Origin of the sequence: Dietzia sp. E1 (genome assembly GCF_014145015.1) — a bacterium.
Taxonomy (GTDB): Bacteria; Actinomycetota; Actinomycetes; order Mycobacteriales; family Mycobacteriaceae; genus Dietzia; species Dietzia cinnamea_A.
In genome coordinates this window covers 1-10,328 of the sequence record NZ_JAALDU010000085.1, presented here as the reverse complement: position 1 = coordinate 10,328, position 10,328 = coordinate 1, and the positions used below count along the sequence as shown (strand labels likewise).

Genomic DNA, 10,328 nt, shown 5'->3' with positions numbered 1-10,328 from the left:
GGCGTACCTGCACGAGCAGGCGGCGGAGTCGGCGACGGCCGCGCGGCTGTACGAGCGGGCCGCGGCCGAGGCGACGTCGATGGCCGAGCGCCGGTATCTCGCCCGCAAGGCCGCCGAGCTGGGTGGGCGGCGGTGAGCCAGCCCATGCAGCGCACGCAGCCGCTCCCGGGGATAGCGTCTCGCCCCTGAGCCTGGCGTCTCGCTCCAGCGCCTGCACTCCCGCACGGGCGCCCACCTGCGCAGCCGCTCCCGGGGATGGCGTCTCGCTCCTGAGGATGTGCGCGAATTCCGCAGCCGCCTCTGGCCATGGCGTCTGGCCTGCGCAGCGGGGCGCGCGAGACGCCATGGCGACGGGCGGCTGCGCTGCGGTCGGAATGGACGGTCTCGTTGAGTCCGGCGCAGGGCTGTCGCATGCCTGTCTCGCGGCGAATCGGACCGTGCGCCCCGCGGTCGCTGATCTCTTCCCGTCCCTGACAGCGTGCGTGGTCGGTGGTCCGCTCATCCGGCCCGGCGTAGCGTGCGGGCATGACCGATTCCCAGCAGACCCCGAGCAGCGACAACGGACAGCGGAGCGGAGATTCCGGGGAAGAGACACTCGGTGCGCCGGTCCCCGAGGGGCGGGCGACCGGCGGTGGGTCGCTGCAGCGTGACCCCGACGACTGGGTCACCGGCGACGAGCCCATGACCGAGGCGCAGAAGAGCTACCTCGACACCCTGGCCCGCGAGGCCGGCGAGGAACTCCCGGCGACGCTGACCAAGGCGGAGGCGTCCGAGCACATCGACCGCCTGCAGAAGGGCAACCCGCGCACCGACCAGTCGTAGGCGTCCCGCTCCTGAAGCACCGCGTCCGGACGGCACCGACGCGGTGCTTCGTGGATTCACGAGTGCGCGAAGGCTAATGCGGCTAACATTGTTAGTGGCCGTCAGGTGTGTACTCCTTGGCGGCGTCTACGTGAAGAGGGTGCGAGGGGCGGGCCCGCACGAGTCGCCCGAGTCACGCAAGTGGGTCTCGCCCCGCGGGCTGAACAGGTTGTAAAATTCCGCCCAGAAGGCGGGTGGTCGCGATGACTGTTCAGAATCGGGTGATGTCGCAGAAGGCCGTGTCGGGAGACCGCGCGGAGCGTGCGCTGCGAGAGCTCGACGACCCGCTGTTCGCCGACATCGTCGTGAAGGAAATGCGTCGGCGCAGCTCGTTCACCGGCGTCGCCGGGCAGGTCGACGGGACCCTGCAGGCCGCGCGTTCCCGGGCCCGGGGTCCGCTCCGCGGGCCGGCCGGCGCGCCCGCCAACAGCCGCCGGTCCGTGATCCCCTGCGTACCGCGAAGCGCCGCGTTGCAAGTGCCCCACGTCTGCTCGTACGAGGCGGGCGAGATCCTCATCCAGCGCGGCGTCCTGCCCGACTCCGCGCCCACCGATGCACTGCGGACCTTCGCCCGCCAGGGCCGGTTAATCGTTCTGCGCGGCGACCGCAGGTGGGTCTACCCGCGTTTCCAACTCGACCACTTCGACCCCCGTAGGGCGGACGACATCGTCGCAGTGGTCAACCGGATGCTCGACGCCGGGCACGCCCCGGAGGCCGCCACCGTGTGGTGGACCACGCCGACCAGCTCGCTGCCCGGGCGGCGCGCGCCCATGGACCTGCTGGGACAGGACCACGCCGCGCTCCGCGAACTGGCTGCGGCCTACGCCGCCGGCGCGGAAGTCTGAGCACGACTCTTGTTGTCGGCGGGGAGGTCTGACCGCGCTCGACCGGATCGGATTGCCGCAGGTCCGGGGGTGAGGCCGGCCGCTCGCGGACGCTCCGACCTGCCGCCGCTCCCTAGACTGCTCCCATGATGGTTCTCGCCGCGTCGGCTCCGACCGACCCCTCCGCCGGGTACGACGGGTTCATCGGGTGGGTCCTCACGCTCATGGAGACCCTCGGCGAGCTCGGCGTCGGTATCGCGATCCTGCTGGAGACCTTCCTCCCGCCCATCCCGTCCGAGGCCGTCCTGCCCGGCGCCGGATTCCTGGCCTACGACGGCCGGATGAACTTCTGGCTGGCCTGGGCGGCAGCGACCGCGGGTGCCCTGCTCGGCGCGTGGATCTGGTACGTCGTGGGCGCGGCGCTCGGCCGGGACCGCACCCGCCGCCTCGTCGGCCGCATCCCGCTGCTGGACCACGACGACTTCGACAAGTCGGAGGCGTTCTTTCAGAAATGGGGCGGTGTCGCCGTGCTGGTGGGACGCTGCGTACCCCTCGTGCGGTCGTTCATCTCCATCCCCGCGGGCATCGAGCGGATGTCGTTCGCCCACTTCAGCGCCTACACGCTCCTCGGGTCCGGCGTGTGGAACGCCATCTGGATCGGCGCCGGATACCTCTTCGGCCCCGCCATCAAGCCCGCGCTCGAGCAATGGAGCGGGGTGTTGTCCAACGCCGTGCTGGCGGTGATCGCGATCGCCTTCGTGTGGTTCGTGGTCAAGCGCGTGCGCCGACTCGTGCGTTCGTCGGCCGCCGAGAAGGAGTCGGTCGGTAGCGGCCACTGAGACGCGAACGCATGTGGGCCCGACCGGCCCAGCGAGCGTCCGGGGGCGGAGCGAGTGCGATCAACCTCGTCGTCGTCGCCCTGTCCATCCGGTCGGGACAGTGCTCCGAATCCCTCGTGGTCGCCGGAACCACCGACGCGGCCCCTGACGCCACCCGCGGACGCGGCGTACGTTGGGCCACACCCGCACCACACGACCAGAGGAGACCGCCCATGTCCGATGCGCTCTACACCGTCGAGGCCCTGTCGACCGGCGGCGGCCGGGACGGCCACGTGGCCACCGCCGACAAGGCCGTGGACCTGACCATGGCCCCGCCCAAGGAACTCGGCGGCTCCGGCGAGGGCAACAACCCCGAGCAGCTATTCGCCGCCGGGTACGCCGCCTGCTTCCACTCCGCCCTGCAGAGCGCGGCCCGGCAGAAGAAGGTGAAGATCGACGGCTCGTCCGTCGGCGCACGGATCTCGCTGGTGCGCTCGGGCGAGGAGAGCATCGACCTGGCCGTGCAGCTCGAGGTGATCATCCCCGGCCTCGAGGCACAGCAGGCCGACGAGCTGGCCAAGCTCGCCCACGAGATGTGCCCCTACTCGCGCGCCGTCGAGGGCAACATCGAGGTCAGCGTCTCGGTCGGCGAGGACTAAGCGCGACTTTTCGCGGGGGCGTGTCAACAAAAGTCTTTTGTCGGGTCGGCTGCTGCGCTAGCGTGACCGGAACGGTCGGCGTCCTCCAGTCGCACCGCGAAGTCACGGGGGCCGTCCATGCGGAGCACATCGATCAGACGCGGCGTCGTCCTTCTGGCCGGCGCGACCATGCTGACCGCCGGGGCGTGCAGCTCCGGTGACGCCGAGGCCCCGGTGGACACCGAGATCACGCCCCCGCCCGCGTCGCAGATCGTCGGCACCCAGCCGGTGCTCGCCGTCGACATCGTCCAGGGACTCCAGGAACAGCCCGTCGACGTGGAGGTCGACGGCGACCAGGGCGTAGCGGTGACCTTCCGCGAGATCACGATCGCCGCCGGTACGAGCACCGCCAGGCACTGCCATCACGGGCAGCTCATCGCCGTGGTGAAGCAGGGCGAGATCACCCACTACTCCGACACATTCGCGGAGGGCTCCCATACCTTCCGGGCGGGGGACTCGATCGTCGAAGGCGCCGGCTACCCGCACGAGGCGCGGAACGAGGGCACCGAGGACGTCATCCTCATGGTGACGTACGTGACCCCGGTCGGGAAGCCGATCGTCGAAGAGGACCTCTCGCAGTGTGAGTGACGGTGGGATCAGCGGTGGATCTGGCCGTCGTCGACCTTGATGACCGTCCCGGTGACCGCGTCCGAGGCGTCGGAGACCAGGTAGAGCAGGGTCGAGTCGAGCTGATCCTGACGACCGATGCGCTTGCGCGGGAAGCCCGGGGCGATGTCGCCCATCCGCGAGAGCATGCCGTCCATCATCTCCGACTCGAACGCCCCCGGCGCGATCGCGTTGACGTTGATGAAGTTGCGGGCCCACTCGACGGCGAGCGTCTCGGTCATGCGGTTCACCGCCGCCTTGGTGGTGGCATACAGCGCGGCGGCCTCACCGGCGTAGTGGAATGAGTTCATCGACGAGATGTTGACGATCCGGCCCGGCGACCCGGCCGCGATCAGACGACGCGCCACCCCGGTCGCCATAAGCCACGGGCCCCGGATGTTGGTGTCCAGGACCGCGTCCACCAGCTCGAGCGGCATCTTGTGCGCGCGCTGCGCGTCCGGAATGCCCGCGTTGTTGACGAGGATCTGCGGCGTGCCGTACTTCTCGGTCACCTCGCCGAGGCAGTCCTCGATCGACGCCGCGTCCGCCACGTCTAGCCGGACGCCGTGAGCCGTGCCCCCGCCCTCGGTGATCGACTCGACGACCTCCGCGATCCGCTCGGTGCGACGTCCCGTCACGATCACCGTCGCGCCAGCCTCGGCCAACACGTGGGCGAAGCGGGCGCCGAGTCCGGCGGTCGATCCGGTGACGATGGCGACACGTCCGGCGAGGTCGACAGCGGTCATGGTGGGCTCCTTCTGGGCGGGAGGTTGGCTGGTCGGCGCGCTGGCGTGGGCTGCCGGTCAGGTGAAGAGGTCGGGCAGCCCGTCCGAGATGCGGTCCGGGAAGTCCGGCTCCTCCTTGACGAGGAACGCGGAGACCCCGGCGCGGATATCGGCGGACTTGCCGCGGGTGTAGATCCCGATCGACTCCGCGCGGTGCGCGACCTCCGGGTCGGGTGCGCCGAGCATGCGCCACATCAGCTGACGGGTCAGTGCCGCCGACACCGGAGCCGTACCGCGGGTCATCTCGCGCGCGATCTCGATGGCGCGGGGGAGCACCTCATCGGCGGGGAGCAACTCTCGGACCAGACCCCGCTCCAGGGCTTCGGTCGCCGGGATGGTCCGCCCACCGACCGTCCACTCGACCGCCGCGGAAATGCCCACCACGCGAGGCAGGAACCAGGTCGAACACGCCTCCGGAACGAGCCCGCGGCGGGTGAAGACGAACCCGAACTTCGCGTTCTCCGCCGCGATGCGGACGTCTGTCGGGAGAGTCATGGTGACGCCGACCCCGGCCGCTGAGCCGTTGATGGCCGAGATGATCGGCTTGGTCATGCGATAGATCCGCAGCGCCACCTGACCGCCTGTGTCCGGCGGCGCGGCGCCCGTGTCGGCATCAGGTTCTGCGACGAACGTGTCCTCGCCGCCCGAGAGGTCCGCCCCGGCGCAGAACGCCCGGCCGGTACCGGTGAGGACGACGGCGCGGACGTCGTCGTCGGCGTCGCAGGTGTCGAGGGCGGCGATGATATCCGCCAGGTTCTGCGAGGTCACCGCGTTGAGCTTGTCTGGCCGATTGAGCCGGATGACGGCGATCTCGTCGTGGCGCTCGAGAACGACCTCCGGCTGCGCAGAGTCGGTGGCGGCGGCCTGGTCAGGCGAGGTCTGCATATGTGCGGACGCTACCCGGGGGGCGGTGCGTGGAAAGGCGGAATCGGCGTCACCGGAGCAGCCCGGCCCGCGGCGTCTGCTCGGGGCGGTGTGGGGCGCCGAGCTCACCGCGAAGAGGAATTCGCACACCTGCTTCTCGAGCGATGCCCGCGAATTCCTCTTCCCGGCGACTGGCGGCCGAGCCGGCGACCCGGTGCCGGCGGGGGAGGCGGCCGATGGCCGCGCGGGCGGCGCCGGTGCCGACCGGGCCGACCGCACGGTTCCAACGGTCAGAGCATCTGCCGCAGCATGTACGGCAGGATGCCGCCGTGCTGGTAGTACGTCTCCTCCGCCGGGGTGTCGATGCGGACCTTGGCGGTGAACTCGATCGCGTCGTCGCCCTCGCCCGCGCGGACCGTCACCTCTCCCGGGACTGAATCCTGGCCCTCGAGTCCGGTGATGGAGAAGACCTCGTCGCCCTTCAACCCGAGGCTCGAGGCGGATTCGCCCTCGGGGAACTGCAGGGGCAGCACGCCCATCCCGATGAGGTTCGACCGGTGGATCCGCTCGAACGACTCCGCGATCACGGCCCGCACCCCGAGCAGCTTCGTGCCCTTGGCCGCCCAGTCTCGCGACGAGCCTGAGCCGTACTCGGCACCCGCGATGACGACCAGCGGCACGCCTTCCTCGGCGTAGCGGATCGATGCATCGTAGATGCTGGTCTGCTCGCCGCTGGGGAAGTGCGTCGTGACGCCACCCTCGGTGCCCGGCGCCAGCTGGTTGCGCAGACGCACGTTCGCGAAGGTGCCGCGGATCATCACCTCGTGGTTGCCGCGCCGCGACCCGTACGAGTTGAAGTCCGCCGGCTCGACGCCCTGCTCCTGCAGGTACTTCCCGGCCGGCGAGGACGCCTTGATGGCACCGGCCGGGGAGATGTGGTCGGTTGTCACCGAGTCGCCGAGAAGCGCCAGCACGCGGGCGCCGGTGATGTCGCCGATGGGCTCCGGCTCTGCGGACATGCCGTCGAAGTACGGTGGCCGCCGGATGTAGGTGGAGTCCTCATTCCAGTCGAACTTGTCGCCCTCCGGCACGCTCATCCCGCGCCAGTTCTCGTCGCCCGTGAAGACGTCGGCGTAGCCCTTGGTGAACATGTCGGCCTCGAGGTAGGCGTCGACGACCTCCTTGATCTCGGCCGAGCTGGGCCAGATGTCGCGGAGGTAGACCGGCTCGCCGTCGGATCCGGTCCCCAGCGGGTCCTCGAGCAGGTTCTTGCGCATGGTCCCGGCGAGGGCGTAGGCGATGACCAGCGGCGGGGACGCCAGGAAGTTCATCTTGACCTCGGGGTGGATGCGCCCCTCGAAGTTGCGGTTGCCGGACAGGACCGCCGCGACGTTGAGGTCCTTGTCGTTGACCGCCTTACTGACGGCCGGCGTCAGCGGCCCCGAGTTGCCGATGCACGTCGTGCAGCCGTACCCGACCAGGTCGAAGCCCAGCTGCTCCAGGTACGGGGTGAGGCCAGCCCGCTCGTAGTAGTCGGTCACCACGCGGGAGCCGGGGGCCAGGGTCGTCTTGACCCACGGCTTGGGCGCGAGTCCCTTCTCGACCGCCTTCTTGGCGAGCAGCGCCGCGCCGATCATCACCGAGGGGTTGGACGTGTTGGTACACGAGGTGATCGCCGCGATGACGACGTCCGCGTGGTCGACGATCACCGGGGAGTCGCCGCCGAGTAGGACCTCCGCCGGATCACTGGGCCAGCCGAGCTTGGCGTTGGCGGTGAGCTGCTCCTCGGAGTAGTGGCGCGGCGGCTCGTCCGTCGCCGTATCGGGATTGAAGGCGATCGGGTCGCTGGCCGGGAAGGTGTCCTCCGCGGCGTCGTCCACGCTGCCGGGTCGCCCCCCGGACCGTTCCTTCTCCTCCGCGAGGTTGCTGAGGACGACGGCCGGCGCCTCGCTCAGCTCGATACGGTCCTGCGGGCGCCTGGGACCCGCGATCGACGGCTCGACGCTCGCCAGGTCGAGCTCGATGACCTGGGTGTACTCGGCCGGATTGGCCGGGTCGTGCCAGAGCCCCTGCTCCTTGGCGTAGACCTCGACCAACTCGATCTGCTCCTCCGACCGGCCGGTCAGCCGCAGGTAGTCGAGCGTCTCCGAGTCGATCGGGAAGATCGCACACGTCGCCCCGTATTCCGGGCTCATATTGCCGAGCGTGGCCCGGTTGGCCAGCGGCACGCTGGAGACGCCGGGTCCGAAGAACTCGACGAACTTGCCGACCACGCCGGTCTTGCGCAGCAACTCCGCGACGTGGAGGACGAGGTCCGTCGCGGTCGTGCCCTCCCGCAGTTCACCGGTCAGCTTGAGTCCGATGACCTCCGGGATGAGCATGCTCATCGGCTGGCCGAGCAGAGCCGCCTCGGCCTCGATGCCGCCGACGCCCCAGCCCAGCACGCCGAGGCCGTTGACCATCGGTGTGTGCGAGTCGGTGCCCACCAGCGTGTCCGGGTAGGCCTGGATCATGCCCTCGGTGCCCTCGCGGGTGAAGACGACCCGGGACAGGTACTCGAGGTTGACCTGGTGGCAGATGCCCGTGTTCGGCGGGACCACGAGGAAGTCGGCGAACGACTCCTGCGCCCACCGCAGTAGCTGGTAGCGCTCCTGGTTCCGTCCGAACTCGAGGTCGGCATTGACCTGGAAGGCGTCGGGACGGCCGAAGACGTCGGCGATGATCGAGTGGTCGATCACGAGCTCGCCGGGGATCAGCGGGTTGATCTTCTTCGCGTCCCCGCCCAGATCGGTGATCGCGTCGCGCATCGCGACCAGGTCGACGACGCACGGCACTCCGGTGAAGTCCTGCATGAGGACGCGGGCGGGCGTGTACTGGATCTCCCGATCCACCTGCTTACGGGGATTCCACTGCTGGAGCGCCTCGACCTGCTCGGCCGTCACCACCCGGCCGTCCTCGTTGCGCAGAAGATTCTCCAGCAGGATCTTCAGGCTGTAGGGGAGTGGTACCTCAGTGGAGACCCGGTCGAGTCGGTAGATCTCGTAGTCGACGCCTCCGACTGCCAGCGCGTCTCGCGAATTGAAGCTGTTGACACTCATGATCGGCCCCTTCCTTGTGTGGCGCCGATGGAGCCGTGCGAGTGAGGGGCTCACCGGCGTTGAGCCCGACCCTACCCCTGTCGATGAGAAGTTATAAGCCGTCACGCGTTCCGCGGAGCGGGCCGAGAACCGCAGTCGCGAAGTCGGTCCCGAACGGCTTTCGCGGCCGCTTTCATCCGTCAGCGTGCCGGTCCGGCGGCGGGACGTTCCGAGCGATGGCGGGAGCGCGCGCGGCCGAACAGCGGCTCGAGCTGTGCGTCCTCATCCGGGGTCGCGATGCGGAACGGCGGCTCTGCCGGGGTCGGGAGGCTCCGCCGGTCTTGCCCGCGCGTCGCCCTCAGGCTCGCCACGACCGACACGGTGAGGATCGTGGCGATGACGGCCAGCGAGAGCGGGGTCGGGATGTAGTAGACGTCGATCTTCAGCAGCATCTTCACGCCCACCCACATCAAGACCAACGCCAGGCCGATCTTGAGGTACACGAACCGATGGACCAGATCGGCGAGTAGGAAGTACATCGCGCGCAGCCCCAGGATCGCGAACGCGTTGGCGGTGAAGACGAGGAACACCTCGTCGGTGACGGCGAAGATGGCGGGAATGGAGTCGACGGCGAATACGACGTCAGTCGTCTCCACCAGCACGAGCACTGCCAGCAGGGGAGTGGCCATGATCAGTCCGCCCTTGCGGACCAGCAGTCGCTGTCCGTGGAAGGTGTCCGACATGGGCACGAGCCGGCGGAAGGCACCCAGCACGCGCGACTGGTCCGGGTTGAGGTGCTCGTCGCGCTGACGGATCATGCGGAAACCCGTATACAGCAGGAACGCGGCGAAGATGTAGAGGATCCACGAGAAGTTCTGGATGAGCAGCGCGCCGCCCGCGATGAAGATGCCACGGAACACCAGGGCGCCCAGCACACCGAGGAACAAGACCCGGTGCTGGAACTGCGGGGGCACCGCGAAGTGGGCGAAGATGATCGCCCAGACGAAGACGTTGTCCACGGCCAGGGACTTCTCGATGAGGTAGCCGGCGAAGTACTGTTGTCCGAAGTCAGCGCCCCAGACGGCCCAGACGATCACGCCGAAGCCGACTCCGAGCGCGATCCAGACCGCCGACCACGCGGCCGCCTCTTTCACGCCGATGACGTGTGCCTTGCGGTGGGCGACGAGGTCGATCGCGAGCATCACGACGATGAAGGCGATGACGGCGAACCAGAGCCAGAGTGGGGTGTCCATGACAGGGACCTTTCGATCAGTGGGTGATCGAAGGTCTCTCCCGGCCACTGATGATGCGTGGCTCGCTCCGCCGGGCCCGGGGCCGTAGTGACGACGACGCGTGTGAGGGATACTCCCCTTCTGGTGGGGTCAGATTAGCGGCGCTCTCCGCGAACGCGCAACGCCCGAAGATGAGAAGGCGATTACCCGGGACGGCCGCACTGGTGATAACTTTCCGTTGCAGCAGTAAGTTGCTGCTTATCGGCGCCGTCCAGGCGTTCGGAATTCACTGAGGAGCCCCCATGGTCACTCGTCCCTTGGCCGCGTTCGGCCTCGTCGCGGCGGCGCTGGTCGCTGCCGCCCCCGTGGCCTCCGCCGCAGACGTCCAGGTCGGACCGTGGACCGTCCAGGTGCCCGATATCGCCCCGGTGGTCGTGCCCGTCCCCATGGGTTCGGAGGCGGCGCCGTTGCCTGCGCTCCCGTTCCCGTTCGTCTGGGCCACGCCGTTCGTGCCGCCGGCGCCCGCCCCGGCCGCCCTGCCCGCACCGGCTCCCGCACCGCCC

General features: G+C 69.3%; 9 protein-coding genes and 1 pseudogene. 6 read left to right on the top strand and 4 right to left on the bottom strand.

What is annotated here, in order from left to right:
- Positions 1-525: 525 nt before the first annotated feature.
- The 5 genes from G6030_RS03800 (at position 526) to G6030_RS03780 (ending at position 3,789) form a co-directional block, all read left to right on the top strand.
- On the top strand, positions 526-822 hold the full coding sequence (locus G6030_RS03800) for a DUF3072 domain-containing protein (RefSeq protein ID WP_182642258.1): 297 nt from the start codon (positions 526-528) through the stop codon (positions 820-822).
- Between the two features lie 242 nt (positions 823-1,064).
- Positions 1,065-1,706, top strand: a complete 642-nt coding sequence (locus G6030_RS03795; protein WP_182642257.1) for a hypothetical protein — start codon at positions 1,065-1,067, stop codon at positions 1,704-1,706.
- Positions 1,707-1,831: 125 nt separating this feature from the next.
- Positions 1,832-2,524, top strand: coding sequence for a DedA family protein (locus G6030_RS03790; protein WP_182642256.1), 693 nt, complete (start codon positions 1,832-1,834; stop codon positions 2,522-2,524).
- Positions 2,525-2,736: 212 nt separating this feature from the next.
- Positions 2,737-3,162: an organic hydroperoxide resistance protein gene (locus tag G6030_RS03785; RefSeq protein ID WP_182642255.1), complete on the top strand. Its 426-nt coding sequence runs from the start codon at positions 2,737-2,739 to the stop codon at positions 3,160-3,162.
- A gap of 117 nt (positions 3,163-3,279) precedes the next feature.
- Positions 3,280-3,789: a cupin domain-containing protein gene (locus G6030_RS03780; RefSeq protein WP_182642254.1), complete on the top strand. Its 510-nt coding sequence runs from the start codon at positions 3,280-3,282 to the stop codon at positions 3,787-3,789.
- 8 nt (positions 3,790-3,797) lie between these two features.
- Here the strand turns inward: G6030_RS03780 and G6030_RS03775 are convergent, their stop codons facing one another.
- From G6030_RS03775 to G6030_RS03760, 4 genes are all read right to left on the bottom strand, one after another.
- Entirely contained in the window at positions 3,798-4,553 is a 756-nt protein-coding gene (locus G6030_RS03775) for an SDR family NAD(P)-dependent oxidoreductase (RefSeq protein WP_182642253.1), read from the bottom strand.
- Between the two features lie 57 nt (positions 4,554-4,610).
- Positions 4,611-5,477 (bottom strand): enoyl-CoA hydratase-related protein, encoded by an 867-nt coding sequence (locus G6030_RS03770; RefSeq protein WP_182642252.1) that lies wholly within the window; start codon positions 5,475-5,477, stop codon positions 4,611-4,613.
- 269 nt (positions 5,478-5,746) lie between these two features.
- Entirely contained in the window at positions 5,747-8,554 is a 2,808-nt protein-coding gene (locus tag G6030_RS03765) for an aconitate hydratase (protein ID WP_182642251.1), read from the bottom strand.
- A gap of 179 nt (positions 8,555-8,733) precedes the next feature.
- The gene (locus tag G6030_RS03760; RefSeq protein ID WP_182642250.1) at positions 8,734-9,786 is read right to left on the bottom strand and encodes a TerC family protein; all 1,053 of its coding nucleotides are present in this window, start codon (positions 9,784-9,786) and stop codon (positions 8,734-8,736) included.
- Positions 9,787-10,067: 281 nt separating this feature from the next.
- On the opposite strand from G6030_RS03760, the pseudogene G6030_RS03755 reads away from it, so the two are divergent.
- A pseudogene (locus tag G6030_RS03755) lies at positions 10,068-10,328 on the top strand (hypothetical protein); the annotation flags it as partial.

Bases quoted from the DNA above. Each gene is read 5' to 3' on its own strand.
- G6030_RS03795 (WP_182642257.1), top strand. From the start codon at position 1,065: ATGACTGTTCAGAATCGGGTGATGTCGCAGAAGGCCGTGTCGGGAGAC.
- G6030_RS03780 (WP_182642254.1), top strand. From the start codon at position 3,280: ATGCGGAGCACATCGATCAGACGCGGCGTCGTCCTTCTGGCCGGCGCG.
- G6030_RS03760 (WP_182642250.1), bottom strand. From the start codon at position 9,786: ATGGACACCCCACTCTGGCTCTGGTTCGCCGTCATCGCCTTCATCGTC.
- G6030_RS03770 (WP_182642252.1), bottom strand. From the start codon at position 5,477: ATGCAGACCTCGCCTGACCAGGCCGCCGCCACCGACTCTGCGCAGCCG.
- G6030_RS03765 (WP_182642251.1), bottom strand. From the start codon at position 8,554: ATGAGTGTCAACAGCTTCAATTCGCGAGACGCGCTGGCAGTCGGAGGC.
- G6030_RS03790 (WP_182642256.1), top strand. From the start codon at position 1,832: ATGATGGTTCTCGCCGCGTCGGCTCCGACCGACCCCTCCGCCGGGTAC.
- G6030_RS03785 (WP_182642255.1), top strand. From the start codon at position 2,737: ATGTCCGATGCGCTCTACACCGTCGAGGCCCTGTCGACCGGCGGCGGC.
- G6030_RS03800 (WP_182642258.1), top strand. From the start codon at position 526: ATGACCGATTCCCAGCAGACCCCGAGCAGCGACAACGGACAGCGGAGC.
- G6030_RS03775 (WP_182642253.1), bottom strand. From the start codon at position 4,553: ATGACCGCTGTCGACCTCGCCGGACGTGTCGCCATCGTCACCGGATCG.